This window comes from Streptomyces sp. NPDC000941 (genome assembly GCF_053599555.1).
Map to the genome: position 1 here is coordinate 1 of NZ_JBSFMM010000052.1, position 25,996 is coordinate 25,996.

Annotated in this window: 20 protein-coding genes, 1 tRNA gene and 4 pseudogenes; 10 read left to right on the forward strand and 15 right to left on the reverse strand. The window is 67.7% G+C overall.

Annotation, left to right across the window (positions count from 1 at the left end; translation table 11 throughout):
• The 7 genes and pseudogenes from ACWDSL_RS18710 to ACWDSL_RS18740 all read right to left on the reverse strand — a co-directional run.
• On the reverse strand, positions 1-627 hold a 627-nt coding region (locus ACWDSL_RS18710), incomplete at its 3' end, for an NADP-dependent phosphogluconate dehydrogenase (RefSeq protein ID WP_450486669.1).
• 145 nt (positions 628-772) lie between these two features.
• On the reverse strand, positions 773-2,413 hold the full coding sequence (gene pgi, locus ACWDSL_RS18715) for a glucose-6-phosphate isomerase (RefSeq protein WP_450486671.1): 1,641 nt from the start codon (positions 2,411-2,413) through the stop codon (positions 773-775).
• Between the two features lie 30 nt (positions 2,414-2,443).
• A complete protein-coding gene (tal, locus tag ACWDSL_RS18720) occupies positions 2,444-3,517 on the reverse strand; it encodes a transaldolase (protein WP_450486672.1) in 1,074 nt (357 codons plus the stop codon).
• Positions 3,514-3,990 carry a transketolase-like TK C-terminal-containing protein gene (locus tag ACWDSL_RS18725; protein WP_450486674.1) on the reverse strand — a complete coding sequence of 159 codons (477 nt, stop codon included), beginning with the start codon at positions 3,988-3,990 and terminating at the stop codon, positions 3,514-3,516. The genes tal and ACWDSL_RS18725 overlap by 4 nt, the downstream gene beginning before the upstream one ends.
• 466 nt (positions 3,991-4,456) lie before the next feature.
• Positions 4,457-4,780, reverse strand: a pseudogene (locus ACWDSL_RS18730) (family 65 glycosyl hydrolase); the annotation flags it as partial.
• Positions 4,777-5,508 (reverse strand): HAD family hydrolase, encoded by a 732-nt coding sequence (locus tag ACWDSL_RS18735; protein WP_450486676.1) that lies wholly within the window; start codon positions 5,506-5,508, stop codon positions 4,777-4,779. The pseudogene ACWDSL_RS18730 and the gene ACWDSL_RS18735, both read right to left, overlap by 4 nt.
• Before the next feature lie 223 nt (positions 5,509-5,731).
• Positions 5,732-7,972, reverse strand: a complete 2,241-nt coding sequence (locus tag ACWDSL_RS18740) for an FUSC family protein (RefSeq protein ID WP_450486678.1) — start codon at positions 7,970-7,972, stop codon at positions 5,732-5,734.
• 438 nt (positions 7,973-8,410) lie between these two features.
• Here ACWDSL_RS18740 and fbaA point away from each other — a divergent pair, with 438 nt between their 5' ends.
• The 5 genes and pseudogenes from fbaA (at position 8,411) to ACWDSL_RS18765 (ending at position 12,241) form a co-directional block, all read left to right on the forward strand.
• A complete protein-coding gene (gene fbaA / locus ACWDSL_RS18745) occupies positions 8,411-9,433 on the forward strand; it encodes a class II fructose-bisphosphate aldolase (protein ID WP_450486680.1) in 1,023 nt (340 codons plus the stop codon).
• A 165-nt stretch (positions 9,434-9,598) separates the two neighbouring features.
• On the forward strand, positions 9,599-10,060 hold the full coding sequence (locus ACWDSL_RS18750; RefSeq protein WP_450486682.1) for a YkgB family protein: 462 nt from the start codon (positions 9,599-9,601) through the stop codon (positions 10,058-10,060).
• Positions 10,061-10,418: 358 nt separating this feature from the next.
• Positions 10,419-10,658 (forward strand): annotated as a pseudogene (locus tag ACWDSL_RS18755) (transposase); the annotation flags it as partial.
• Positions 10,659-10,880: 222 nt separating this feature from the next.
• A pseudogene (locus ACWDSL_RS18760) lies at positions 10,881-11,075 on the forward strand (ISAzo13-like element transposase-related protein); the annotation flags it as partial.
• 164 nt (positions 11,076-11,239) lie between these two features.
• On the forward strand, positions 11,240-12,241 hold the full coding sequence (locus ACWDSL_RS18765; protein WP_450486684.1) for an NAD-dependent epimerase/dehydratase family protein: 1,002 nt from the start codon (positions 11,240-11,242) through the stop codon (positions 12,239-12,241).
• An 18-nt stretch (positions 12,242-12,259) separates the two neighbouring features.
• Here the strand turns inward: ACWDSL_RS18765 and ACWDSL_RS18770 are convergent, their stop codons facing one another.
• Positions 12,260-13,372: a sensor histidine kinase gene (locus ACWDSL_RS18770; RefSeq protein WP_450486686.1), complete on the reverse strand. Its 1,113-nt coding sequence runs from the start codon at positions 13,370-13,372 to the stop codon at positions 12,260-12,262.
• 2 nt (positions 13,373-13,374) lie between these two features.
• A complete protein-coding gene (locus ACWDSL_RS18775; RefSeq protein WP_450486688.1) occupies positions 13,375-14,127 on the reverse strand; it encodes a response regulator transcription factor in 753 nt (250 codons plus the stop codon).
• A gap of 103 nt (positions 14,128-14,230) precedes the next feature.
• On the opposite strand from ACWDSL_RS18775, the gene ACWDSL_RS18780 reads away from it, so the two are divergent.
• Genes ACWDSL_RS18780 through ACWDSL_RS18790 form a run of 3 tightly spaced genes read left to right on the forward strand, consistent with a single transcriptional unit; the run spans position 14,231 to position 16,367 of the window.
• On the forward strand, positions 14,231-14,947 hold the full coding sequence (locus tag ACWDSL_RS18780) for a glycosyltransferase family 2 protein (protein ID WP_450486690.1): 717 nt from the start codon (positions 14,231-14,233) through the stop codon (positions 14,945-14,947).
• On the forward strand, positions 14,944-15,570 hold the full coding sequence (locus ACWDSL_RS18785; RefSeq protein ID WP_450486692.1) for a TIGR04282 family arsenosugar biosynthesis glycosyltransferase: 627 nt from the start codon (positions 14,944-14,946) through the stop codon (positions 15,568-15,570). Before ACWDSL_RS18780 ends, ACWDSL_RS18785 begins: the two co-directional genes overlap by 4 nt.
• Positions 15,567-16,367, forward strand: a complete 801-nt coding sequence (locus ACWDSL_RS18790; RefSeq protein WP_450486694.1) for a class I SAM-dependent methyltransferase — start codon at positions 15,567-15,569, stop codon at positions 16,365-16,367. The genes ACWDSL_RS18785 and ACWDSL_RS18790 overlap by 4 nt, the downstream gene beginning before the upstream one ends.
• 316 nt (positions 16,368-16,683) lie before the next feature.
• Here ACWDSL_RS18790 and ACWDSL_RS18795 read toward each other — a convergent pair whose 3' ends face one another.
• On the reverse strand, positions 16,684-17,916 hold the full coding sequence (locus ACWDSL_RS18795; RefSeq protein WP_450486696.1) for a molybdopterin-dependent oxidoreductase: 1,233 nt from the start codon (positions 17,914-17,916) through the stop codon (positions 16,684-16,686).
• A gap of 113 nt (positions 17,917-18,029) precedes the next feature.
• Here ACWDSL_RS18795 and ACWDSL_RS18800 point away from each other — a divergent pair, with 113 nt between their 5' ends.
• Complete coding sequence (locus ACWDSL_RS18800; protein WP_450486698.1) at positions 18,030-19,403, forward strand: hypothetical protein; 1,374 nt, start codon at positions 18,030-18,032, stop codon at positions 19,401-19,403.
• 879 nt (positions 19,404-20,282) lie between these two features.
• On the opposite strand, the gene ACWDSL_RS18805 is transcribed toward ACWDSL_RS18800, so the two are convergent.
• Positions 20,283-21,005, reverse strand: coding sequence for a hypothetical protein (locus ACWDSL_RS18805; RefSeq protein ID WP_450486700.1), 723 nt, complete (start codon positions 21,003-21,005; stop codon positions 20,283-20,285).
• 206 nt (positions 21,006-21,211) lie between these two features.
• Between ACWDSL_RS18805 and ACWDSL_RS18810 the strand changes: the two genes are divergently transcribed.
• Positions 21,212-22,309, forward strand: coding sequence for an integrase core domain-containing protein (locus ACWDSL_RS18810; protein ID WP_450486702.1), 1,098 nt, complete (start codon positions 21,212-21,214; stop codon positions 22,307-22,309).
• On the opposite strand, the gene ACWDSL_RS18815 is transcribed toward ACWDSL_RS18810, so the two are convergent.
• The 4 genes and pseudogenes from ACWDSL_RS18815 to ACWDSL_RS18830 all read right to left on the reverse strand — a co-directional run bounded on the left by ACWDSL_RS18815 (position 22,238) and on the right by ACWDSL_RS18830 (position 25,844).
• Positions 22,238-22,546, reverse strand: a complete 309-nt coding sequence (locus tag ACWDSL_RS18815; RefSeq protein ID WP_450486704.1) for a transposase — start codon at positions 22,544-22,546, stop codon at positions 22,238-22,240. The two genes, ACWDSL_RS18810 and ACWDSL_RS18815, sit on opposite strands and share 72 nt — an antisense overlap.
• Before the next feature lie 68 nt (positions 22,547-22,614).
• Positions 22,615-23,199, reverse strand: a pseudogene (locus ACWDSL_RS18820) (transposase); the annotation flags it as partial.
• A gap of 573 nt (positions 23,200-23,772) precedes the next feature.
• Positions 23,773-23,893: transfer RNA gene (locus ACWDSL_RS18825), tRNA-OTHER, on the reverse strand.
• Between the two features lie 412 nt (positions 23,894-24,305).
• Positions 24,306-25,844, reverse strand: a complete 1,539-nt coding sequence (locus ACWDSL_RS18830) for an ATP-binding protein (RefSeq protein WP_450486706.1) — start codon at positions 25,842-25,844, stop codon at positions 24,306-24,308.
• Between the last annotated feature and the right edge of the window lie 152 nt (positions 25,845-25,996).

Sequence of the window (25,996 nt, forward strand, 5' to 3'; positions counted from 1 at the left end):
TTCGGCGATCGAGGCCATCATTCCGTACTCGACCCCGTTGTGAACCATCTTCACGAAGTGTCCGGCGCCGCTCGGACCGCAGTGGAGATAGCCCTCCGGCGCCGTTCCGTCGGTGTGTCTGCTCGGGGTCGGCTCGGCGGAGCCGGTGCCCGGCGCGATGGTGCGGAAGATAGGGTCGAGCCGGGCGACGGGCCCGTCCTCACCGCCGATCATCAGGCAGTAGCCGCGCTCAAGTCCCCAGATTCCGCCGGAGGTTCCGCAGTCCAGGTAGTGGATGCGGTGCGGGGCGAGCTGAGCGGCGCGGGTGATGTCGTCGCGGTAGTAGGAGTTGCCACCGTCGATGATGGCGTCGTCCGGGTCGAGGAGCTCGGTAAGCTGGTCGAGGGTGGGCTGTACGACGGCGGCGGGCAGCATGAGCCAGGCGGCCCGCGGCCGCTCCAGCTTCGCCACCAGGTCGCCGAGCGAGCGGGCGGCGACTGCGCCCTCGCCCTCCAGCACCCTGACGGCGCTTTCGTTGACGTCGTAGACCACACAGTGGTGGCCGTCGCGCATCAGCCGGCGCACGAGGTTCGCGCCCATCCGGCCGAGCCCGATCATGCCGAGCTGCATCGGGGTGTCAGTGGCCATGGCTGCTCTCCTCTAGCAGGTGTTGTCAATTGATCCCGCTTGATGGCTCACTACGGGGGTGACGCGCCTCGCACAGACCGAGAAGACGGTAGTTCGCCTGACTGTTTATCGGTCGTGGCTGTAGGTGCAACATCTCGCGGGGCTCCTAGGAGTGCCCTTGGTGTTTCAGGGCGCGGTAACGGCGGATGAGCGCATTGGTCGACGAGTCGTGGTCGAGTTCCGGCTCAGCGGCGGAGGTGAGTTCGGGGGTGATCTGCACGGCGAGTGCCTTGCCGAGTTCCACACCCCACTGGTCGAAGGAGTCGATGTCCCAGACTCCCCCCTGGGTGAACACGCTGTGCTCGTACAGCGCGACGAGCGCCCCGAGCAGACGGGGTGTCAGGATTTCGCCGAGCAGTACGTTGGTGGGGCGGTTGCCCTCCATCAGCCGATGCGGCGCGACGTCGGGCGGGGTGCCGTCGTCCCGTACTTTTTGCTCGGTCTTGCCGAAGGCGAGCGCTTGAGCCTGAGCGAAGACGTTCGACGACAGAATGTCGTGGTGGTCGCTCAGTGGGTTGAGGCTCTTGCCGAAGCCGATCAGATCGATGGGAATCAGCCGGGTTCCCTGGTGGATGAGCTGGTAGAAGCTGTGCTGGCCGTTGGTACCCGGCTCTCCCCAGTAGACGGGTCCGGTGTCGTAGTCGACCACGTGGCCGTCCACGGTCACGTGTTTGCCGTTCGACTCCATGGTGAGCTGCTGTAGGTAGGCCGGAAACCGTTTCAGATACTGTTCGTAAGGCATGACGCCGATGCTCTGGACCCCGAAGAATTCCACGTACCAAACGGCGAGGAGCCCCATGAGCACGGGGAGGTTCGCCTCGAGTGGAGCCGTGCGGAAGTGTTCGTCCATGGCGTGGAAACCCGCGAGCATGTCGTGGAAGTGTTCGGGCCCGATCGCGATCATGGTGGACAGGCCGATGGCGGAGTCCATCGAATAGCGACCGCCGACCCAGTCCCAGAACTCGAACATGTTGTCCGTGTCGATGCCGAAATCCGCTACGCGCTGGGCATTGGTCGAGACCGCGACGAAGTGCCGTGCGACCGCCTCGTCGCTGCCGAGCGCACCCACCAGCCAATCGCGTGCCGAGCGGGCGTTGGTCAGGGTCTCCAGGGTGCCGAAGGTCTTGGAGGAGATGATGAAGAGAGTTTCCTCCGGGGAGAGGTCGCGGGTCGCCTCCACGAAGTCGGTCGCGTCAACATTGGAGATGAAACGGAACGTCAGGTCACGCTGGCTGTAGTGGCGCAGTGCCTCGTACGCCATGACCGGCCCGAGGTCGGAGCCACCGATGCCGACATTGACGATGTTCTTGATCGCCTTTCCTGCGTGGCCTCTCCACTGGCCCGACCGGATGCGCTGGGCCAACGCGGCCATGCGGTCCAGGACGGAATGCAACTGGGCGACGACATCGACGCCGTCGACGACGAGCGAGCGCCCGCGCGGCATGCGCAAGGCCACGTGGAGGGCGGGACGGTCCTCGGAGACGTTGATGTGCTCCCCGCGGAACATCCTGTCTTTGCGCTCCTCAAGTCCGCACTCCCGGGCGAGCTCGCACAGCAGTCGCACCGTCTCGTCGGTCACCCGGTTCTTGGAGTAGTCCAGATACAGTCCTGCCGCTTCCGCGCACAGGCGGTCGCCGCGTCCCGGATCCTGGGCGAACAGCTCACGCAGATGGGTGGTTCCGATCTCGGAGTGATGTTGCTCGAGCGCTTTCCACGATGGCTGTTGCCGGAGGGGGGTAATGGACATCTATCGGCCCTCACGTCAGGACGGACTGGGTCAGACAAGAGCCTCTCGCTGCGCGGAGATACACGCCAAGAGGTCGTTCCAGGAGGCCGCAAAGGACGCCGCTCCGTCGCTTTGGAGCTTCGCGGCAAGGGCGTTGACATCCACGCCCGCGTCGGCGAACCGCGCGAGCACCGCGTCGCAGCCGTCGCCATCGGCCGGCAGAGGCTCGCCTACTTCTCCGTGATCGTAGAAGGCCTCGAGTGTCTCGTCGGGCATAGTGTTGATCGTGAACGGCGCGGCGAGTCCGTGGACGTAGAGGGTGTCCGACGCTGCGGGGTCCTTGGTACGAGTGCTCGCCCACAGCAGCCGCTGCATGCGTGCGCCTACGTTCTCCAGGCGCTGTGCCCGCTCCCCGTCCATCAGCATGCGATAGGACCGGTAGGTGTCCTGGCCGACGGCGAGGCCGAGTCGGTCCCGCAGATCGTCCGGCACCTTGCCGCTGACGGCCGAATCCCACCGGGACATGAAGACCGAGGCCACCGAACCCACCGCGGGATCGAGTGCTCGCTCGGCCCGCCGCTCGACCCCGGTCAGGTACGCGTTGGCGGCGGCCCTGTAGTGGTCGGCCGAGAACAACAAGGTGACGTTCACCGGTATACCCGAGGCGACGCACTCGGTGATCGCCAGGAGTCCTTCGACGGTGCCGGGGATCTTGATGAACAGGTTTTTCCGGCCCGCTCGTGCGTGCAGTTCCTTCGCCGCTTCGATGGTCCGCGCAGTGTCGTAAGCCAGAAGAGGCGACACCTCCAGCGAGACCCAGCCGTCCATGCCGTCCGTTCTCTCATGGATGGACAAGAACAGATCCGCGGCCCGCTGAAGGTCCTTGATGGCCAGCTCGAAGAAGAGCTCCTCGTCGGGCAGTCCGGATGCGGACTTGGCACGGATCGCGTCATCGTATCCGCCAGAGGAAATAGCCTTGTCGAAGATCGACGGGTTCGACGTCAGACCGGTGACTGAGTAGCTGTCGATGTAGTGCTGCAGTTGCCCGGAGTCGAGCATGCCGCGCGTGATGTTGTCCAACCACAGGCTCTGCCCGAGTTCGTGCAGGGATTGAGTCGCTTTCACGTGTGTCTCCTAGCCCTGTGACACCAGCTCGCGTGCTGCCTGGGCGACACGCTCAGGTGTGAAGGCGCACTTGTTGAGCAGCTGTTTGAGGGGCGCGGAAGCGCCAAAGCTGTGCATACCTGCGATCGGCCTACGGTCGCCGACGTACCGCCCCAGCCGAGCGTGGAGGCCTCTTTGACCACCACCCTGGGAGTCACCGTGGGCGACAGCACCTGGTCACGGTATGCCCGTGGCTGACGGTCAAACAGTTCTGTCAGGTGCAGCAGCGACAACAGCGCAGAGGCATGTAGGGAGCGATCCGGGTCCGGCCAGATCAGATCGGCGGGATCGAAGCGCAGGAGCCGATGCCACAGCGGGAGGGCGACGGGTGCCATGCCCCTCGCAGTTCCAGGACGCCCGGATTCGGCCTTCCGGATCGCGTCCATACCCAATCTACGAATCGGGTTCACCGACAGCGTGTCCAGGTAGGTCATCGCTCAGCCGCCCTCCATGCTCCGCGCGGCATGTCTACGGTTGCACTGCGTCGACGAGCCTGCCCGAGAAGCCGGAGTAAAGCGGCCGTGCGATGAGGCAGGTCACCGGTTCGGGGAGGACCGCCTGTGCGGGCAAGATGCTTGAATGCTGGCCGAGTGCGGGTCGTCTCGCTCACCCACTCCTGCCAGCCTAGGAGCGCCCGTGCCCACCCTCAACTTTTCATCCGGCCCCAGCCCCTAGGTGTGTCCGCGTAGGTCGGGGAGGGTCGGGACGCCCGCGCCCGGGGTTGCGTCCGGGCGGATGGAAGGGCTCAGGCAGGACGATCGGCGGTTCGACGGGCCTGGTCCTCGGCGAAGGCGTCCCCACGCAGGTACATCGCCAGCACCAGGTCCGCCTGCTCGATCGCCTGCTTGCGGTACAAGCTCGAAGTAGGGGAAGTGGAGCATCAGCGGATAGTCCTCGGGGCTGGTGGCATCGCAGCACTCCATAGCGCAGGTCGAACGGCTCGGCGTCGACCAGCAGACGGATGAGCTTGCCATTGATGACCGTCTGGCCGGACTCGGGATAGCCGTAGCCCGCCTCCGCGTATGGCAGTGGATGCAGTTCGTGGACGCCGTTGAGATAGCTGCCGGGCAGGCCGTGCGGCTCACCCTCCTCAAGATTGCCCCGCCAACCGATGTGTCCGTTGGACAAGACGAAGACGGATTCGCTCTGTGCCAGAGCGTCCCAGCAGAGCCCAGTCTCGCGCACGCGCCAGGGCTCGACCACGTAGGCAGAATGCGTAATCACGCTCTGTCCCCCACCAACTCGTCGAGGTCACCCACGACGACGTCCGCGCCGCGCTGGCGCAGCGCGTCAGCCTGACCGATCCGGTCGATTCCGACGACGTACCCGAAGTGGCCTGACCGTCCAGCCTCCATGCCGACAAGCACGTCCTCGAAGACCGCGGCCGCGCCGGGCTCGACGCCCCGGTCATACGCAGCTTCGAGGAAGGTGTCCAGGTGCTGCTTGCCGGGCAGCTTGCGCTCGACGGCGACGACACCATCGATCCGTACGTCGAACAGTCCCTCGATCCCGACCGACGCCAGGACATCATGGGCGTTGGCACTGGAGGAGACCACGACAGTGGGCAGTCCTGCCACCCGCACGGCTTCGACGTAACGGACGAGCCCGTGTACGCCTCTACGCCCTGCGCGTGGATCTGCTCCAGCAGCAGGACGTTCTTGCGGTTCCGAGACCGTGCACGATTTCCAGCTCCGGAGGGTCGTCGTCCGAGCCTTCGGGCAACTCGATGCCAGGAAGGCTCGTACGCCGTCGGCACGCGGACGGCCGTCGACGTACTCCTCATAGTCGGCCGCTGCATCAAGAGGCCGACAACCCAGGCCTTCCCGGCGGCGGAGGGATTCGTCGAAGGACTCCTTCCAGGCCGCCGCATGCACCACCGCAGTCTTGGCCAATACCCCATCCGGATCGAACAGACGGGCACACATGACATCCGGGATACCCAGCATTGTCATGATTTGCCATGCCCGTTCTGCTGCTCGTTAATCCCCGAGTCTGCGAACAGCAATACCGACAGGTCGGCGTAAGTCGCAGGCGATAAGGGGCTCCTCGAAATCGGCAGCGATGCTCTTCCTGTCAGTTGCTTCGACCTTGAACAATATAGAGATGGTGCCGACATTGGCCGTCAGGATCGTGGACTACTTCAGATACCGCTGGTTGGTCACCTGAAACCGGGGTTCATCCTTGAGTGGCCGAGGCTCGGCCTCCGCCAAGCCATGTCCGGGGCAGGCACTGCCGAGACGCCGCTTGCGCGGGTCCCAGGATCGTCTCCTGCAGGCGTCTGACGGCATCGATGTGGTCCGCGGTCCATACCATCTTCACGGCTGCTGCGGTTCCACTTCCGTCCGCTTCGCTGAGGTCGCGGCGCACCGCCTGGACGAGGAGGCAGGTAGGGAGCCGGCTTTCGATTCGGTCGGGAACAGTGCCCGTGCCCGCCAGCGCTCGCGCTGTCTTCTCGTACCAATCGACAAGCGGCACGCTTGCCTCAAGGACCTCTGCACGTTCCGCGGTCCGATTCCCTTTGGGGGCCGAGTCCTCGCCCCTCCAGAGGTGGAGGACGGCGTCGGCTGTGAGCCGGATGATGACGCCCGCATTGATCAATGCTGTTACACCTGCCAGGGGGACGTGCTTCGTGCCGCGTTCAGCAAGGAAGCCGCGGAAGGTTTCGTCCAGTCGGCGTGCCGCCGATACTGCACGGTCTCTGTCGTCGCTTGGTATCGGAGCCGTCGGCACGCGTGCGTCGTAGCGGGTGAGGCTACATTCGATCGCACTGCGCAGGTAGCAAGCGCTGTGGGAGAAGGTCTCGGACAGGGCCTTGCCGAGTGCGGAGCCTGCCCCCCGTGGCCAGAACAACCCCCCGGCCACGAGGCTCACTGCGCAGCCGATGGCCACGTCCTCAAGGCGGACAAGCCCGACGTTCCATCCCTCGGGCTCGACGATGTTGTACAAGATCAACAGTGCGGTGCTGAAACCGGCCTGGCTGACGGTGAACGAGACAGCTTCGGGTGCCATTCCGGCGAAGGCCACGGCTGGCGGGAGTAGGAGCCAGAGGGCTATGGGGTGCATGCCCAGAGTGGCGATGAGCCCTCCGCCGATCAGGAACCCAACGGCGTTTCCCAGCAAGCCGCGTAGGGCGTTCTGCCCGGTGTTCAGTGCACTGGAGCGCAACACGGTCAGCGCGCCGAAGACGACCCAGAACGAATGTTGGACGCCGGTGAACTCCGCCACGAGCACAGCGAGGCACAAGGCGGTCGCCCCGCGCACACTGTTGTGGAGCCACACCGAATGCCGTTCGGCCTGCGCACTCACGCGCTCCCGCGCGGAGGAGAGCGGGGACTCCACCCCCTCGGTCCGACACCCCAGAAGGTGTTGCCACCAGCTGCGCTGATGGGCGGCCACGGCGACTTCGATATTCACAGAGATGGCCGAGATCGCGCAGGCCATCTGCTGAGCGTGAAAGCTCGGCTGCAACGACCTGACAAACTCCGACACCGCCACGTCCGAAACCGCCCACGGGGATGTATCGCCGCGGTGGAGTGGAACGAGAGACGTGACCGTGCGCTCCATGGCTGCCCGTGCCTGTTCCAGACGCCTCAGACCGGCGTCCAGCTCGCTCGGATCGCCGACGGCTGACTCCAGCATTGCAGCGCCCCGCTCCAGCAGAGCCGCAGATTCCAACTTCACTGAGCAAACCGCTGTCGCGGCTGGCCCGGGCTGAGACTCCAGCGGCGCTCGCTTTAGAATCGTATTGAGCCACACCACCTGGTCGATCACCCGAGTCAGAGCGCGCGCTGCCGTGCTAAGTCCCGTTGGCCGGTAAGACGTGCTGAAGAAGGACGTGCGCACGGCTGTCACGGCAGCGGTGGCCTCTTCGGTCAGCACGTCGAGCGCCGCTCTACTCTGCGGCTCAAAGTCTCTGCGAACGCATTCGGCCTCGGCGCGCAGCCGCCGAGCAAGCAATCCGCACGCGTGAGCGGCCGACAGCCGCAATGGCTCGCGGACAGGTGCAGGCCAAAACACGGCGATGGCGATCAGCGAGGCCGCCCCGCCCAGCAGCCAGCCGCCGAGCCGGTCCGGGATCGAACTCACCGAGCCAGGCATCGTGACCGGCAGGATGAAGCTCACAAGGAGGGCGGTCGTCGCGCTGGCCAGCACAGAGCTGACCACGCCGACGAACAGAAGCGTGGAGACGATGGCGAGGGTGGCCGCCGCAGCGGCCCAGATCACCTGGGACGCCAGTGTTCCCAGGCAGACCAAGATGGCCCCGGACAGCACCAGACCGGTCTGCGCTGACAGCCGCACGTGCATCGGACCGCTGAAGTCAACGAACAGCAGGCCTGCCAGGGCACCGAATGCCGCGAAGATCGCAAAATCCCGGTCGCCGACGAACTCGACGGCAATCGCTACGACTGCGGGCATGACAACTCCGATTCGCACCGCTCGCCGCAGCATCGAAGGCCCTGCGGGGCGAGCACGGAACCATCGAAAGATCCGCACGTACGCAGGACCGCGATGCCTCCAGTTCTCCGGAGAATCGAAGCCCCGTGACACCGCGCTCACGCCTTCCATTCTCTGCGCACAGGCAGCGTCCCGCATGAGGCGACTGGAATCACTGCTGCACTTGCACGCCGACTGCGCCGCGGAGGCCCGGAGACGCCGCCTGGCCAGAACGCGGAGGCCACTCTCTGCTGCCCGGCCCACAGCCTGGCGACCGTCGCTGAGCTGGAGCTTCCACAGCGAAGCTCAGCTTGGACGCTCGGCACAGTTACCGTGGAACTCTGGCCGGGCCTGCGAAATGAAAGCTGATGGCGTCTCCGGCCCCCCGCTCTATCCCGCCGCACCGTAAGGAGCGGACAAATGCCCATCGCAACCCCCGAGGTCTACAACGAGATGCTGGACCGGGCGAAGGCTGGCAAGTTCGCCTACCCGTCTACCAACGTGACCTCGTCGCAGACGCTGCACGCCGCTCTGCACGGCTTCGCCGAGACGGAGAGCGACGGCATCGTCCAGATCTCACCTGGCGGTGCCGAGTTCCTGGGCGGCCAGTACAACAAGGACATGGTCACCGGCGCCGTCGCGCTGGCGGAGTTCGCGCACATCGTGGCTGAGAAGTACCCGGTGAACGTCGCCCTCCATACCGACCACTGCCCGAAGGACAAGCTGGACGGCTACGTGCGCCCGCTGCTGGCGATCTCCTGGGAGCGCGTCGCCAAGGGTCAAAACCCGCTCTTCCAGTCACACATGTGGGACGGCTCCGCGGAACCCCTCGCAGCCAACCTCGCCATTGCCCAGGAGTTGCTCGCCGAGGCCGCCAAGGCCAAGATCATCCTGGAGATGGAGATCACTCCCACGGGCGGTGAGGAAGACGGCGTCTCCCACGAGATCAACGACAAGCTGTACACCACGGTGGAGGATGCGCACCGCACCGCCGAGGCGATGGGCCTGGGTGAGAAGGGCCGCTACCTGCTCGCTGCCTCCTTCGGCAACGTGCACGGCGTCTACAAGTCGGGCCACGTCGTGCTCCGCCCGGGTCTGCTGCGCGAGCTGCAGGACGCGGTCGGACAGAAGCACGGTAAACCTAACCCGTTCGACTTCGTCTTCCACGGCGGCTCCGGCTCCATGATCGAGGAGATCAATGAGGCCCTGGACAACGGCGTGGTCAAGATGAACGTCGACACCGATACCCAGTACGCCTTCACCCGCGCTGTCGCCGGCCACATGTTCCGCAACTACGACGGAGTGCTGAAGGTGGACGGCGAGGCCGGCGACAAGAAGGCCTACGACCCGCGCACCTGGGGCAAGGCCGCCGAGGCAAGCATGGCCGCCCGGGTCGGCGTAGCCTGCAAGAACCTGCGCTCCGCTGGCAAGAAAATGAAGTAATCGCGCGAGGGCGTCGACTGAGCACCGCACCTCACCAGATAAGACATCCTCTTAGTAAATACGGAAAAGGATCCGGGGCCGGCGTGCCAGTAGGTGGGACCCGGCGTACGCTGAGCAGATGTAGGGAGTTCTGCGGTGCACATGCGAAGGGACACCCGTATGAGAATGCGTTCCACGGTCGGTAAGGGCCTTCAGAGCACAGGATTCTCAACGATCCGCTACGGACTGGCGCTCAATCTCCTGTCGATTGGGCGGCTCAAGTTCGAAAGTTATGAGGTCGATAACATTCGGCCCCTGGTCACCGCGAGTCCTGTATTCTCGCGACTCCTCACCCAACTCGGCGAACAAAAACTGGCCAGGCTCATCGGTGTAACAGAGATGATTACGGGATCACTGATTGCGGCGAGACCGTTCGCGCCGAGAGCCTCGGCGCTAGGAAGCCTGGGAGCCGCTGGGATATTCGCCACGACGCTCAGTTTCCTGGCCACAACACCCGAGGCGTGGCAGGAGAGGCACGGAGAACCAAAGCTCTCTCTCGCCGGCCAGTTCCTGGTGAAAGACATCGTGTTGCTAGGGGCTTCTCTGCTCACGGCTGCCGAATCTCTGCAGACCGGACAGCGTACGTAGTCCACAACGCGATAGCGACGAATCCCGGGAGCCTTTTCACATGCAGGAGTGAATTGTAGCTCGGGGCTGAATTTTGACGGCCGACTGTAACCCTAGGCTAGCTCAATCCTCCGCGGGTCACTCTTCCATGTCTTCGCCGCGCTCACGGAGTTCATCCACGAAGTCATCGACAGCAAGGAGGGCCTGACCGCCGCTCGCACCCGCGGCCGGGTCGGCGGACGCCCTAGTACCAGTTGCAGTTCGCTATCGCTGCTGGTCAGAGCCATGTTTTGGAGTGTACTCGGCCGATGTCCCGTCAGGTGGCGGGAGTTCGTGACCTCGGGTGCGGCGGGCCGTTGTGTTTGTCGTGGAAGATGATGTGCGGCCCGATGTCTGGTCGGCGGAACTGGAAGAGTTGCTGGTGCGGATCGGTCACCGGTTCAGGCGGGTGGATCTGCGGCGGCGAATGCGGGCCTATGTGCACGGCCTGCTCGGGCCGGTGGACCGCAAGAACAGCTGGCAGCTGGCCGAGCATGCCGGTCACCGCACTCCCGTCGGACTGCAGCACCTGCTGAGCCGTGCCTGCTGGGATCCCGACGAGATCCGCGATGACCTGCGAGGAGTTCTTGGTGGTGCTGGCGGCAAAGGTTCGCCGCAAACTCGACAACGGCGCCAGGCGCCTGCGGGAGGCGGACCGACATTTGAAGCGTCCGGACTCGAAGTACTCCTCGAAGCTCTCCTATCGGATGAACACCCGTGACCGGCGGCCGACACGACGGATCACAGCCAAGGTCATCACGCTGCAGCCCGCGATAGTTCAGTAGTCAAGCAACGGCATTGACCCGTAACATCGAAATGGAACAAGATCGAACACCGGATGTTCTGCCACATCACCGCGAACTGGCGCGGCAGGCCCCTGACCAGCTACCAGATCGTCATCGAGACCATCGCCGCCATGACCACTCGCACCGGGCTCAGAATCGGAGCCGAACTCGACACCGGCCGATATGACCTGGGCACCACAGTTCCACCCGCAGCAGGAGACCGCCCGGGTATGGATCACGCGCCACACCAGCGGTAGCACGGTGCCCCTGACTTTCCATGATCGTCCGGGCGAGGGGTGAGACCTTGTCTTACGGACTCGTGACATGGTGAGCGTGGTCCTGTGGTGCGGCGGAGTCGGCGCCTAGCGTGGGCGGCATGCGTGTACTGGTCACCGGCAGTGCCGGGTTCATCGGGTCCCATGTCGTGGAGGCACTGGCGGCGCGCGGACACGAGCCCGTGGTGTTCGACGTGCGGGAGGACGCGGACGCGGACGTGCGGAGCGGGGAGGCGGTCTCTCGTGCTCTGCGTGGGGTGGACGCTGTGTGCCATCAGGCGGCGATGGTCGGGCTGGGCAGTGGCTTCGCCGACGCCGCGGAGTACGTCTCCCACAACGATCTCGGCACCGCCGTACTCCTTGCGGCCATGGCGGACGCGGGCGTTCGGCGGCTCGTGCTGGCCGGGTCGATGGTGGTGTACGGGGAGGGTCGGTACACCTGCGAGCGGCACGGAGTGGTGCGGCCGGGCCCTCGGGACGTCGCCGATCTGGCGGCCAGGCGCTTCGAGCCCACGTGTCCGTTGTGTGGCGAGGAGTTGTGCTGCGGTCTGGTCGGGGAGGATGCGCCTGCCGACCCGCGGAATGCGTACGCGACGACGAAGCTGGCCCAGGAGCACCTGGCGGCGGCATGGGCACGGTCGACGGGCGGGGCGGCGGTGTCGCTGCGCTACCACAACGTGTACGGGCCGGGCATGCCGCGGGACACCCCCTACGCGGGCGTCGCCTCTTTCTTCCGCTCGGCGCTCGCCCGGGGCGAGGCCCCGCGCGTGTTCGAGGACGGACGCCAGCGGCGGGACTTCGTGCACGTACGCGATGTGGCGGCGGCCAATGTGGCGGCGCTGGAGGCGGACGCGGCCGAGGGCGTGCTGGCCGTGTACAACACCGGCAGCGGTGAGCCGCACACCGTCGGTGAGATGGCGCAGGATCTGGCCCTGGCGTACGGCGGGCCCGCGCCCGTCGTGACCGGGGAGTACCGGCTGGGGGACGTCCGCCACATCACGGCGGATTCGTCGCGGCTGCGGGCCGCGTTGGGCTGGAAGCCCGCGGTCGCTTTCCAGGAGGGGATGCGGGAGTTCGCGCGGGCTCGGCTTCGCGGGGAGTGACGGGCGTGACCCACGGTCTCATCCCTCGGCTGCGGGAAGGGTCACCTCGAAGCGGCAGCCGCCGGGGATGTTGCGTACGGCGGCGCGGCCCTGGTGGGCCTCGACGATGCCGCGGACGATGGCGAGGCCCAGGCCCGCGCCGGCCGGGGGCGTGCGGGCGTGGGTGCCGCGCCAGCCGGTGTCGAAGACGCGTGGCAGATCCTCTTCGGGGATGCCGCCGCAGCCGTCGGTGACGGACAGGACGACACCGTCCGGGCCGCGCTCGGCCGCGACGGCGACCGTGCCGTCGGTCGGTGTCCGGCGGATGGCGTTGACCAGCAGGTTGCCCAGCACCCGGCTCATCTCCTTGCCGTCGACTTCGACCGTCACCGGCTCGATGCGGTCGCCCACCAGCCGCACACCGTGCTGGCGGGCCAGCGGGTGGGCCCCTGCCAGGGCGTCGCCGACCAGGTCGTACAGGGAGATGCGGGAGGGTGTGAGGGCGAGGGCGCCGGCGTGGATGCGGGAGAGTTCGAAGAGGTCGCCGACCATGTCGTTGAGGCGTTCGACCTCCGTGCGGATCTGCTTCAGGTAGCGGTCTGGGTCGGCTGCGACGCCGTCCTCCAGGGCCTCGGACATGGCGCGCAGGCCGGCGAGCGGGGTGCGCAGGTCGTGCGAGATCCAGGCGACGAGCTCGCGCCGGGAGGACTCCAGGGCGCGCTCGCGCTTCCTGGACTCGGCGAGCTTCGCGCTGGTCGCGGCCAACTCGCGGCTGAGCGCGGCGAGTTCGGCGGTAGCCGGGACGTTGGGGGCCGCGAAGTCGCCGCCGTCACCGAAGGATCGGGCGGCGAGCTGGAGCTCCCGGCTGCGGGCGACGACCCAGCGGCCGAGCAGCAGCGCGGTGGCCAGGGAGACGACGGCGGCCATCGCGACCACCGTCGTGACGACGGTCAGGTCGTGCGCGGAGAGGAACATCGCCTGCGCCACGGCCAGCGTGCCCGCGAGCATCGAGGTGACGGCGACGGCGGCCACCACGGTGAGCGAGGTGGTGAGCGACCGCCGCCGGGTCAGCAGCAGGACGCACGCCCCGAGCACCCCGGCCGCGGCGGCGCCGAGGAAGGCGAACAGCGCGATGAGGAGGATGTCGCGCACGGTCACTCCTCGCCGTCGGCGGGGTCGAAGCGGTAGCCCATGCCCCATACGGTCTGGATCAGGCGGGGCCGCGCCGGGTCGTCCTCGACTTTGCCGCGCAGTCGGCGGACGTGGACGGTGACGGTCGACAGGTCGCCGAAGTCCCAGCCCCACACCGCGCGCATCAGGTCCTCCCGGCTGTACGCGCGGTTCGGGTGCTGGAGGAAGAAGGCGAGAAGGTCGAACTCACGTACCGTGAGGGCGAGTTCACCGCCGTTCTTGGTGGCGCGGCGGGCGGCGGGGTCGACGGTGAGACCCGCCGCGCTCAGGGGCCGTACTTCCTGGGCGGGCCTGGCTAGCCGTGTGCGGCGCAGCACCGACTCCACCCGCAGCACCAGTTCCCGGGGGCTGAACGGCTTGGTGACGTAGTCGTCGGCGCCAACCTCCAGGCCCAGGATCCGGTCGTCCTCGTCGCCGCGCGCGGTGAGCATGATGACCGGCACCGGCCCGCGGCCACGCATCCGGCGGCACACCTCCAGGCCGTCCATGCCCGGCAGCATCAGGTCCAGCACGACCAGGTCGGGCCAGTGCGCGGCGGCACGGGAGAGGGCGGCCGGCCCGTCCCCGGCACGGTCCACGACGTACCCGGCACGGTCCAGATATCCCGAGACGACCTCGGCGACGGTGCGATCGTCCTCCACCACAAGGACGCGGGCGGCATCGGCCGGCCGGTGTTCGGCGGCCCCTGTCCCCATCGGCTCGTACGGCTGTTGCATGCAGCCAGCCTCGCACCGCATCCCCGCCGATGCCGCTCCCCACTGCCGACGTCCGTGTTTCGTAAGGAGCCGGAGCCCGAAATGCACCTTTTGCGCTCGTAGGGTGAGAGCCGTGACGACCTCTCCCACAACATCGGACGTCGATGTGGTGCTGCCCTGCCTGAACGAAGCCGAGGCCCTCCCCTGGGTGCTCGCCCGCATCCCGCACGGCTGGCGCGCCCTCGTCGTCGACAACGGATCCACCGACGGCTCGGCACAGCTGGCCCGCGAACTGGGCGCGTCCGTCGTCCACGAGCCCTCCCGTGGTTTCGGCGCCGCCTGCCACACGGGGCTGACCGCCGCCACCGCCGACGTGGTGTGCTTCTGCGACTGCGACGCGTCCCTCGATCCGGCGCTGTTGGTGCCATTCGTGAGCGAAGTGCGTGCCGGGGCCGCCGACCTGGTGCTCGGCCGGCGCCGCCCGCAGGGCCGGGGCGCATGGCCGGCACACGCCCGCGTCGGCAACCTCGCACTCGCCCGGATGCTACGCCGCCGCACCGGACTGCGCCTGCACGACCCCGGCCCGCTGCGCGCAGCCCGCCGCCAGGCGCTCCTAGGCCTCGCCCTCACGGACCGGCGCAGCGGCTATCCGCTGCAGATGGTCGTGCGGGCCGCCGACGCGGGGTGGCGAATCACCGAGCACGATGTCCCGTACCTGTCGCGCACCGGCGCCTCCAAGGTGACGGGCACCTGGCGCGGCACCTGGCAGGCGGTGCGCGACATGCGTCGGGTGCTGGCCGAACCGGGCCCATCGTCCTCGGGAGCAGGAGTCCCCCGTTGAACACGCCGACCACGCTGCTCGTGATCGCCAAAGAGCCGCGGCCGGGGCGGGTGAAGACCCGGCTGACCCCGCCGTTCACCCCCCGGCAGGCGGCGGCGCTCGCCGAGGCGGCTCTCTCGGACACCCTGCACACCGTGGCGGTGACCCCCGCATCCCGGCGTGTCCTCGTGCTCGACGGGACACCGGGCCCGTGGCTGCCGCCCGGCTTCGATGTCGTACCGCAGTGCGCGGGCGGGCTGGACGAGCGGCTGGCGGACGCCTTCGCCGGATGCGACGGCCCCGCGCTGCTGATCGGAATGGACACCCCCCAGGTGACACCCGAACTCCTCACCGTGGACTTCACGGGCTGCGACGCGTGGATCGGCCCCGCCGAGGACGGGGGCTTCTGGACCCTCGGACTCGCCGACCCCGATCCCGGCCTCCTGCGGGGCGTCCCCATGTCGACGGCCGTGACAGGGGCCGTCCAGCGAGAACGGCTCGTCGCGGCAGGCCTGCGCGTGCGCGATCTGCCCCGCCTCCGCGACGTCGACACGGCTTTGGACGCCGCGGCCGTCGCGGCGTGCGCTCCGCACGGCCGGTTCGCCGCGGAGTTCGCCCGGCTCACACAGGTCACGGGCCGATGAGCCTCCCGCATGACATCGGGCCACCAGCCGCCTCGGGAAGCACACGTGTCGCCACGCCCCCGTGGAGCGCGGACGACCCCTACTCCCACGCCCTGCGCACCGGTCGCGGCCCGCTCTTTCTGCGGCGGGCCGACGGCTGGCTGCTGCCGCTGGAGGTGGAACGGTGGTGTGCGGCCGCCGACACGGTGGACCTGGGGGTGCTCGGCCGCTGCGAGGGCGCCGTGCTCGACGTGGGTTGCGGGCCCGGGCGGCTGGTGGCGGCGCTCGCCGCGCAGAGGCGACGCGTGCTTGGCATCGATGTCAGCGAGGCTGCCGTCGCCCAGACCGTCCGGCTCGGCGGGTCAGCGCTGTGCCGCTCCGTCTTCGACCCGGTCCCCGGCGAGGGCCGCTGGGGCACGGCCCTGCTCATGGACGGCAACATCGGCATCGGCGGCGACCCGCGCGCCCTGCTCCACCGGCTGGCCCAACTGCTCGCCCCACATGGGCTGCTGATTGCCGAGACGGCGCCCGTGGACGTCGACGAACGCGTCCGTGTCCAGGTCCTCCGTGTCTCGGACACGGGGCACACCATCGGCACCCCGTTCCCCTGGGCCCGCCTGGGCACCCCGGCCCTGCTGCGCCACGCGGACCGCTCCGGGTGGCGTGCCGTCGATCAGTGGACGGCCGGCGGCCGCTGCTTCGTCGCCCTGCGCAGCCGCAGCACCAGCAGCAGCCCCGAGCCGCCGAACAGCACGGCCGTGATCAGCAGCCAGCGGACGAGGAAGACGTCCGCCGGGAGCCCGGTGGCGGACCGGTAACGGCCCGCCGCCTGCCCGCTGATCAGCGGGAACCACACCAGCAACAGCAGCCCGGACAGGACGGCCGGCACACGCACGTATGCGGTCCACTCCCGATGGCCCACCGCGCCGAGTGCCCGTACGGTCGTCCGGTCCGCCGCCGCGTACAGCGGCAACAGCACCAGGTCGTGGAGGACGGCCGCACCCACGAACCACAGCGCCACCTCGAACCAGTCGCCCGCCAGCAGTCTCGCCCCCACGTAGCCGGCCAGCAAGAACGAGCAGGCCAGGAGGAGGAGTTGCCACGGGCTGCGGAGGGGAGGGAGCCGTCTTTTCATCACAGGTCTCCGAACGTCATCCGGGACACCCACTTGGTGTTGAGCACACCGGGCGCCGCGGGCACGATGACCCGGGCGGGGTAGCCGTGGTCGGGGGTCAGCGGCTCGCCGTTGACATACAGGGCGAGGAGAGAGCGTGGGTCCGCCACCTGGTTGGCGCGCAGGGCGGCCCGGCGGAAAGCGCCATGTCGCTGGAGGGACTCCACCAGCATGTCGGGCACCGCGTCCGCGTCGTATCCGGCGAGGACGGCGAGGTCCCGCAGCCGTACCCCCCTCCACCATTGATCGGAGGTCGACCAGCCCTCTACGCAGGCGATGGGCAGCGCCGAGCTGTGCAGGGGCAGTCGCAGCAGGTCGGCCCGGCTCAGCCGAAGAGTCCCCGAACGCCCGGCGACGATCAGCCGCCACGCCTCCTCGCTCGTCTCCGCGGCGCCGATTCCCGCGTACGCGGCCGTCTTGTTGATCTGGAAGCCGCCGGGGCCGCTGCCGGGATCGGCACCACCATGCGGTGCCAGGACGGCTGTGGCCCGCAGCCCGTCGAAACTCTGCCCCGCCGTGGTGCCGAACAGCAGCAGCGAGCCGCCCCCGACCAGCCACAGCGCCCCGCGCCGGGAGACGGTCGGCGGATCGGGCCGCGGGGACGTCAGCGAAGACGCCGGCTCCGCTTCCCGCAGCCCGGTGCGCAGTGCGCGCACGGCGGCCGGCGCCCGCAGCACCACGTGCACGACGAACGCGGCGAAGAACACCCACGCGCCGTAGAAGTGCAGCGGATAGAAAGAGCCGGGAAAGACGTAGTCGAGCTGGACGTTGAGCACACCGGTGACGAACTCGAACAGCACACCGCCGACCAGCAACAGCAGCGAGATCCGCTCCAGCGCGTGCGCGAGAGAGCGCGCCGGCGGAAGCGCGAACAGCTTCGGCACGACCGACCACAGCTTCGCCAGCAGGACGGGGATGAGCGTGATGCCGAGCGTGACGTGGACGCCCTGGGTGAGCCGGTACAGCCAGGGCGGATCGGTCGGCCAGGGAAAGAGATAGAAGCCGAGGATCCCCTTGTCCGGGGTCTTGTCGTTCACCGGCGACAGATCCGGGTTGTAGGCGGCGTACGACATCAGCCCCGTCACGAACAGCACCGTGATCCCACCGAGCAGGACCACGCCGAGAACGGAAGTGAACCAGGGACCGCGCAGCGGGCTGCGCCAGAACGAGGGGGAGGACGGAGAGCGTGGCATGAGCCGACCGTAGGCCCGGGCCACCCTGGAAAAGCGTTCGCGACCCATGACGAAACGCTGACATCCGGGCCGCGCGCCGCTCGGGCCACCGCCCCGCGGCCTAGCGTTCCGGTGTGACCCGCGCTCTCGTCCGTGATCTGCTCACCGCCGTTGCCGCCGCCCTGCTGGTCGTGGCGGCCGTGCTGGTCGGCCGCCACATCCAGCACACCAGCCACACGCTGTTCGTCGGCTGGCCCCCGCTGTACGCGACCTGGAACCCACACATCGGGCTCGGCAGCCCGGCCGCCCTGACGGTGGCTATCGCCGTGGTGGCGTACGGACCACTGCTGGCCGCACGGCTGCCGTGGCGCACACTGCTGACCGTGGCCTGGGGCACCGCCATGGCCTGGACGTGGTCCCTCGCCCTCGTCGACGGCTGGCACCGGGGCATCGCGGTCCGCCTCACCACCCGCTATGAGTACCTCCAGGTCATCGACCGCTTTCACGACATCCCGGCCGCCCTGAAGGACTTCACCCACCACATCCTGCTGCACTCGCCCGGCCACTGGCCCCCGCACACCGCCGGACACCCGCCGGCGGCCACCCTCACCTTCGTCCTCCTCGACCGGATCGGGCTCGGCGGCGGGGGCTGGGCCGGGGTCTGGTGCATCACCGTCGGGGCCACGGCCTGCGTCGCGGTACTGGTGGCGCTGCGTGTGCTGGCCGGGGAGGATCTGGCGCGGCGGTCGGTGCCGTTCCTGGTGCTGGCGCCGAACGCGGTGTGGATGGGCACCTCGGCCGACGGGTACTTCGCGGCGGTCGCCGCTTGGTCCGTAGCCCTGCTCGCGCTCGCGCTGTCCGGGCGCAAAGGGCCCGGGACGTATGCCGTCGCGTTCGGTTCGGGGCTGCTGTTCGGCCTGACTTGCTATCTCTCCTACGGGCTCACGCTGTTCGCGCTGATCGCAGTGGGCGTACTGGTGGTCGCGAGGGGCCGTGTCCGGGACCTGGCCAGAGGACTTCCCTTTCTGCTCGCCGGGCTCGCCGTCGTCCCGGCCATGTTCACTCTCGCCGGCTTCAACTGGTGGGAGGCGTACCGCCTGCTGGTCGACCGGTACCACCAGGGAGCCGGCGGCATCCGCCCGTACGGCTACTGGGTATGGGCGAACCTCGCCTGCACCGTGCTCATCACCGGCCTCGCAACCGCCGCGGGCCTGCGACGCGTCGGCGTCACACTCTTCCGGCAGCGCACCGACCTCCTCCCTGGACCAGGAGCACCCGGCCGCCCCACCGCTGAAGCGCGCCTCGCCCTGCTGGTACTGTGCGCCCTGCTCGCGCTGCTCGTCGCAGACCTGTCCGGCATGAGCAAGGCCGAAACGGAACGCATCTGGCTGCCTTTCTCGATGTGGCTGCTGCCCGCGTGCGCACTCCTCACCCGGCCCCGTGCCTGGCTGACGGCACAGGCCGTCCTCGCCCTGTTCCTCAACCACCTGCTTTTGACCGGCTGGTGACCATGGATCCGGCCACCTGCTCGGTCAGGCCGGCCAGTAAGGCACATACCGTCGTCCGCCGGTACACGCCCCGCGTCCGCGAAAAGGGCCCGACCGGCGTCCAGGGAACCGGCGGATGCGCCATGTCTCGGGCCGGGACGGTAGAAAGGGGGCTATGTCGCGCCGTTCACCAGCCTCCGAGTCCGATGCCGAGGCGATGGTCACCGTGTGCCGTTCAGAAACGTGTCGCGGCAGGTCAGGCCGCATACCTGTACTCGTTGATCAGGCCACTGAGGACGCGAGTCTTGCGCTTGCCGGAAACCCATCCGACCTGGTGGGAGGCGGTGCGCGGTGTACGGGAGGTCGACCGGCGAAGTCGCCCGAATGGGCGCTCTCGCGAGGCTGGAGCTCACCGCGGCAAGATGATCGACCGTGCTGCTGCGACTGGCCTACTTGGGCGTGACGAATGCGTTCGCCATGCTGCACCTGCTACCAATGGGCGATCGAGACAAGACTGTCGAGATACTCGCCCTGCGCCACCAGATCATGACGCTGGAGCGCCAACTCAGGGAGGAGCGGGTGCGGTTCACCCCGAGCGACCGTGCCTTTCTGGCGGCGCAGCTGCACGGCTCCCCAGGGACGTGCTCCGCGGAGTGCGGCTGCTGGTGCGTCCGGACGCGGTACTGCGCTGGCACCACGACCTTCTCGCCCGCCGCCATACTGCCGCCTCCCGACCCAGGCGCTCGGGACGGCCTCGGACCGCGCACTCCGTGTCCGGATACCGCATACCTCCGGCGTACCACCTCGGCCGGACCGCGTCACCGGTCCCGACACAGATCCAGACCCCGAAACGCCGAAGTCAGTAACCCAGCTCAGCCGGACCCAGCCGAAAAGCTGTGGTTAATCCCTCGGCACGAAGCAGAGGAAATCGTGCGGGGCGCCGTCGGGTAGGGCCTGACACACGCCATTTTCCAGGCGCTCGGTTGTCACGGTGTACTTGGCCGCAGCCGACCAGCAGGGAACCTGCACCCACTTCGGCCGCTCGTCGGGATCAGCTATATCCGCCGCGCAGTCACCCCCCTGGGCCCCCACGATGCCGCCGCTGTTCAACCACCGGCTGATCAAGGTAGAGAAGGGCTCATTGACCGAGTACAACAGCAGGCCCAGGAGCGCGGTGGCTGTAAGCCCGGCCACCCAGTGCAGCACCGAGTTGCCAGGTCCTGGTGTGGTCGGCGGTCCCACCTTTGTGGTCGGCTGGCTGAGCGTCGGCCGGGAGGGCCGATTGTCCGATGTCTTCGGCCCTTCTGCCTCTTCCAGTTTCTTTGTCGGGCTTGTCGGCGTGGCAACGGGCTGCGTTGTCATTTCCCGATCTCGGCGCGACCAGGTAGTCGGGCTTGCCGACGGTTGCTCATGGCCTGGCGCTCCGAGGTTTTGGAGGGTGGTGGTGTGCGAACGGGCGGCGCGGTTGTAGAAGCGGATCTGGCGGGCGACGGTGTTCTGTGCGAACTGCTGTGGTTCGGGACTGCCACGTCGGCGCATACGATCACGGGCTCTGAGCCATGCCGTCTCCAAGCTCATGGTGGCCCCGGCACCGGTGACGCCCGTTTCCAGCGCGTCGATCAACTCTCCGGTGAACTCCGGGAACCGCGCACCGGGCGGGACAAACGAGCGGCTCGTCGATGGGGCGGAGGTCAGGAGGCAGTCTGCCCCTGCCGGAAATCTCATCCGTCCTGGTGGGGGCGGGTACATCGGGTTTCCCCAAATCTGGCCGCGGTCGCTCGAGCTGGCGCTCTCGCGTAGCTGCTCTCAGCGCGTCATGATGATCGACCGTGCTGCTGCGACTGGCTTACCTGGGTGTGACGAACGCGTTCGCGATACTGCGCCTGCTACCGATGACTGATCGGGACAAGGACGCGGAGATCCTCGCTCTGCGCCACCAGATCACCGTGCTGGAACGCCAACTCGGCAAGGACAAGATCCGGTTCACGCCCAGCGATCGGGCGTACCTGGCAGCGCTGCTGCACCGGCTGCCACTGCACGTCCTGCGAAGATTACGACTGCTCGTACGCCCCGATACCGTGCTGCGTTGGCACCGCGACCTCGTCGCACGCCGCCATGCCGCCTCCTGCCGGCCCAAACGCCCGGGACGGCCACGCACCATGCGCTCCATCCGCATCCTGGTACTGCGCCTGGCCAAGGAGAACCCGAGCTGGGGGTACAGACGCCTGCACGGCGAGCTGCTCGTGCTGGGAGTGAAGGTGGGCGCGTCCACCATCTGGGAGATCTTGAAGGATGCCGGCATCGACCCGGCGCCCGAACGGAACTCCAGCACCTGGGCCAGCTTCCTTCGCGGCCAGGCTGATGCTCTGCTGGCCTGCGACTTCATGGAAACAGTCACCCTGTCGGGGATGCGGATGTACGTGCTCGTGGTGATCGAACACGGCAGTCGCCGGATCCGGATCCTGGGCGCCACCGCGCATCCGATCGCATCCTGGGTAGCGCAAGCGGCGAAGAACCTGGTCATGGACCTCGAAGACCTCGGCTGCCGGGCACGGTTCATGATCAGGGACAGGGACGGGAAGTTCCCCGAACTGTTCGATGCCGTCCTCAAGGACGCGGGGATCGACGTCGTGCTCACCGGCATCCAGATGCCAAGGATGAACTCGATCATGGAAAGATGGATACAGACCTGTCGCCGCGAGCTCCTGGACCGGACGTTGATCTGGAACCAACGACATCTCCTCGCCACCCTGCGCGAGTACGAGCAGTTCTACAACGGACACCGACCACACCAAGGCATCGCCAACGCCAGACCTCTGCACCCCCTGCCCCCGCCGATCGACGATCCGGACACGTTAGCCCGCCTCAACATACGTCGACACGATCGCCTCGGCGGCATCCTCCACGAGTACCAGCATGCTGCTTGACCTGCACGGATGAGGTTTCCGGCAAGGGCACACCAGCTCCTCGCGCTCTGCGGTGGTGAGCAGGTCCTCCCGCTCGCCGTCATCCGCCTCGGCCTGCCGGATCCAGCCGCGCAGGGCCTCGTGATGCACGCCGAGCTCCTCGGCGAGGCGGCGGATAACGGGCTTCGGTTCCGACGCGCGGTACATCCGCACCGCACGCTCACGCAACTCCAGCGGGTACTTCCTGGGGGCAGGCATCGTCAGATCTCCTCTCACGAGATCCATCTGACCTGCTGTCACCCCTCCTCGCATCTCGGGGGAACCTCATACCGCCTGCTCCATGAGATCACATCCACTGCCTGTGCGACCCAGTCCGGGTCCGCGCAGGTCAGCGCTTCCAGTGCGGCGCGAACCGCCTCCCCGGCCAGTTCCAGCCGGTTCAGGTCCCGCACCGCCGCGACCACGTGGGTGGAGTCCGTGCGCTGCTTGCCTCCTGCGGCCAGCAGCCCTTGTTCGACCAGCCTGGCCACCAACAAGTCCAGCACCTTCTCTTCCAGGCCATGGGCGGCGACCCGGGTGCGGAACTGGGAGAGGACACTGAAGTCGAAGCCGGGATCCTCCAGGCCCAGTCCGAGCGCGTAGGACCAGGAGAGTTTGTCCCGCACCGCCTCGGCAGCCTGCCGGTCGGTCAGGTTCTCGGCCATCTGCAGCACCGTGACCAGTGCCAAGCGGCCTGGTGACCAGCCACGCGGCCCTGTCACCGCGAACGCCCCGGCGAACTCGGCATCCGCGAACAACTCACCCAGCCGATCACGCACCACGACCGGCAGCGGCACCTGACGTCCCCGGTACTTTGCCCGCACCGCCCGAGCCACCTCCGGCGCCGGCTCCGGCCACGACCGCGGCTCCATCGACACAGACCCCCTCCCGCTCCATGACCGGGAACGAGAAGGACCGGCCACCGGACCAGCCTGCCGCAACAATCAACACCCCGACCAGCACAAACAGCAAATAGGCAACAGGATCGGGCAGTGCCCCGTCTGCCAGCGGACGCCAAGGGGCATTACCTCGCCTTGACGCGGCAGGCACCCTGCGGCCGGGACACCCGAGCACCGGCTACCTGCGGAAACACGCCGACCGAGGCCCTCAGCCCACGGCTTCCCCCTGTCGCATGGGGAGCACGACACCGCGCTCCCACCCCGAAAGGGGGTCGAGAACCGACAAGGGGTTCATATACCTCTCGATGCAGAGAACATCCGAATCGATCGGGTGACCTCGGGGGACTGTGGTTGACGACGGCGCACAGGGGCTCGGTACGGCGCGGCAGGTCTACCGGATCGGGTGACGGACGAATCGGGCACCGTTGACACGTCTGCGAGTTGGGAGCACGAGGGCTCCCAGAGGGCTCCCACTTGCTCCCAGCCCGGACATGGTTAAGGCCGCCTCCGCTACCCGCGGAAACGGCCTCCGACCTGCGATGATGCTGGTCGGGACGACAGGATTTGAACCTGCGACCCCTTGACCCCCAGAACGGTCCATATCACGCTGTAGCGGCCCATTCAAAGACTTATACCGCTACATGAAGCCCAAGAAATGCACACCCCGCATATTACGTGCCAGTCGGTGCCACCGAGCCGCAGTCGGACGACGCATCCCTCTTTCGAGTGACGCGAACCACTGCAACGACTTTGACCCCGTGAGGGCCGAGCCCACTGCCATCGACCTTCCCTTCCCGATCCGTGAAAGGCCGGACGCCTGGAACCCCCATCCGAGGCCGACCCTCGGCAGGCGTCTTGCTGGCCGAAGCGCTGCCCGGCTCGACGGCCAAGGACCATCCCCGCCGGCCCGGGGAGCAGAGCCACCTCATGACGAAGGGCAAGGATCCCGGCGTTGTTCGCGACGGTCGACCGGCCCAGCGAAAGAAGGCAGCCCCGCAGTCGGCAGAAGATCAGGTAGAGCAGTCACAGACCCATAATCACTGATTGTGCCCATACTTGGGCGACCGCACAGCCCCAGGTCAAGTGCCATGCCGGAGCGCATCATGCGATCCCAGCTGATGGTCGTTGCACCCATACAGTGTGACAAGGTCAATCAAGTGGACGTCATCGCGGCGAGCGGCCACCTCGCGGAGCGGCGGGGTGAAGCCGTGCTGGGAGAACAAGGCCAGGGCGGCATCGGCACTGTCATGGCCTTGAGAATCCAAGACGGTGCGGATGCGCTCCAGGCGTTCCAGGTCTTCCACTCCACGGCGTCGGACGGTCGCCTTGGCCTCGCCGAGCAGGGCGATACGCGCCTTGGGGGTGCGCGGCTTGTCGCCGGGAGTGAGGGCGACGACATCGAGTTCGTGCTTGGCGCGTCCCTCGATGTCATGGATGTCGGTGGTACCGACCGCTCCGGCGGTGATGCCGGCTTCGTCGGCGGCATAGAGCCGCACCCAGTCCCGGGCGAGTTCTTCGAAGTGGGGGCCGAGGATCTGCGAGGCGAAGGTGGGGACAGCCGCCTGCCACACCTGCTGGCCTTCGCGGCGCTCGAGCAGGTCGGTGTAGGGGACGGTGATCAGCTGGTTGAAGCGGATGATCGGGTCGGCCACGGTGATGGTGGGCTTGCGTTGGCGCAGCAGGTCGTCCTCTCGGCGCAGGTAACCGGAGGAGAGGAGGACATCGAGGATGTGGGCGAGGGCGGTGCGTTCGCGCCCGATGAGTCCGCCGATCTTGCTGGGGGTGGTGGCTCCGGCCGCGACGGCGGAGAGGACCTCGTAGTAGACGACGCGGTTGGTGATCCGCGGGTCCTCGCGGAGCAGGTACTCCGTCTCGTTGCGGGTGAACAGGCCGAGGTCGATGTCGAAGAGGTTGTCCACGACCCAGTCACCAAAACCGTCGATACCGGCCGGCGGATCGTCTTGCACCAACTGCCGGTAGCCCGGGGCCCCGCCGAGGACCGCGTGCAGGTGGAAGGCCAACTGCGGGTCGTCGATGCCCCACAGCGCGGCGGCCTGCCGGTGGCTGAAGGGGCCCAGCCTCATGTCCAGTACGGCACGGCCGCGCAGCGGTTTGGTGCCCGAGAGCAGTTCGTGCATCACCGACATCGCCGACCCGCACAGGACGAGGCGTCCACCGGGGGCCCGGTCGGCCTGCGAGCTGTCGTACAGGTGCTGGAGCAGCGAGGGTAGCTGCGGGCTGTGGGTGAGCAGGTACGGGAATTCGTCGATCACCAGCAGCGGGGCGCCGCCGGCTTCGGCCCGCCGGACCACCACCTGAAGCGCTGTGGTGAGGATCTGCTCCCAGTCATCGAGTCGGACGGCACTCTCGGGCAAGCCGGCGTGCCGCGCGATGGCGGCACAGAAGCGGTGCTGCGCCGCGCGCGTTCCCTCTTCCTGGACCGCCGTGATGTACAGGCCACCCGCCACATCGCACAGGGCACGCAGCAGGAACGACTTGCCGTGACGGCGGCGCCCGGAGACCAGCCCGATGCGCAGCGGCTGCCCTCCCCTCTCAAGGAAACGCACCAGCGCCGCCCACTGCGCGTCGCGGTCGAGCACATGCCCTGGTTTCTCCATGCTCGTCTCCAGATATGCCTACACGAACCCTACGGGATTAGTATAGCTTAGTTTATACAAAACTCGATGAGGCAAGGCTATACAGCCGTCTGGACGCCGCTGCACCTGTCATCCTGAGGTGAGGGGTGTCAACATTCCATTTAGGCTGCTGA

Bases quoted from the DNA above. Each gene is read 5' to 3' on its own strand.
- pgi (WP_450486671.1), bottom strand. From the start codon at position 2,413: ATGTCCATTACCCCCCTCCGGCAACAGCCATCGTGGAAAGCGCTCGAG.
- ACWDSL_RS18725 (WP_450486674.1), bottom strand. From the start codon at position 3,990: ATGACCTACCTGGACACGCTGTCGGTGAACCCGATTCGTAGATTGGGT.
- ACWDSL_RS18735 (WP_450486676.1), bottom strand. From the start codon at position 5,508: ATGACAATGCTGGGTATCCCGGATGTCATGTGTGCCCGTCTGTTCGAT.
- ACWDSL_RS18740 (WP_450486678.1), bottom strand. From the start codon at position 7,972: ATGCCCGCAGTCGTAGCGATTGCCGTCGAGTTCGTCGGCGACCGGGAT.
- fbaA (WP_450486680.1), top strand. From the start codon at position 8,411: ATGCCCATCGCAACCCCCGAGGTCTACAACGAGATGCTGGACCGGGCG.
- ACWDSL_RS18750 (WP_450486682.1), top strand. From the start codon at position 9,599: ATGCGTTCCACGGTCGGTAAGGGCCTTCAGAGCACAGGATTCTCAACG.
- ACWDSL_RS18765 (WP_450486684.1), top strand. From the start codon at position 11,240: ATGCGTGTACTGGTCACCGGCAGTGCCGGGTTCATCGGGTCCCATGTC.
- ACWDSL_RS18775 (WP_450486688.1), bottom strand. From the start codon at position 14,127: ATGCAACAGCCGTACGAGCCGATGGGGACAGGGGCCGCCGAACACCGG.
- ACWDSL_RS18790 (WP_450486694.1), top strand. From the start codon at position 15,567: ATGAGCCTCCCGCATGACATCGGGCCACCAGCCGCCTCGGGAAGCACA.
- ACWDSL_RS18795 (WP_450486696.1), bottom strand. From the start codon at position 17,916: ATGCCACGCTCTCCGTCCTCCCCCTCGTTCTGGCGCAGCCCGCTGCGC.
- ACWDSL_RS18815 (WP_450486704.1), bottom strand. From the start codon at position 22,546: ATGCCTGCCCCCAGGAAGTACCCGCTGGAGTTGCGTGAGCGTGCGGTG.
- ACWDSL_RS18830 (WP_450486706.1), bottom strand. From the start codon at position 25,844: ATGGAGAAACCAGGGCATGTGCTCGACCGCGACGCGCAGTGGGCGGCG.